Annotated in this window: 1 pseudogene; it reads right to left on the reverse strand. The window is 43.1% G+C overall.

What is annotated here, in order from left to right:
- Nucleotides 1-267 (reverse strand): annotated as a pseudogene (locus tag BHE89_RS01870) (hypothetical protein); the annotation flags it as partial.

The following is a 267-nucleotide window of genomic DNA, read 5'->3' on the forward strand; positions in this document are numbered from 1 at the left end:
ATTGGGGTTGCTGGTTATCGTAAAGAAGAGATTGTCTATCTATCATTAAATGCGTTTGCATAATGTTGGGTGAGGTACCTGGGCGTAATTCAAAGTAAAGACGTGCTTCACCATTCGCAAAAACAACATCCCCCCAGATAGCTGAGTTTATCTAAGGCTTTTAAAAATTCGGGATTAAAGGTTAAGCCTTGGGCATTGGTGGTATCGGGTACCCAATGGGTGCCTTCTTTACGCAACACTCCGTTGAGATGGCTTTCAAGAAAACGC

The organism is Shigella sp. FC1967, from assembly GCF_001743005.1.
GTDB lineage: Bacteria > Pseudomonadota > Gammaproteobacteria > Enterobacterales > Enterobacteriaceae > Proteus.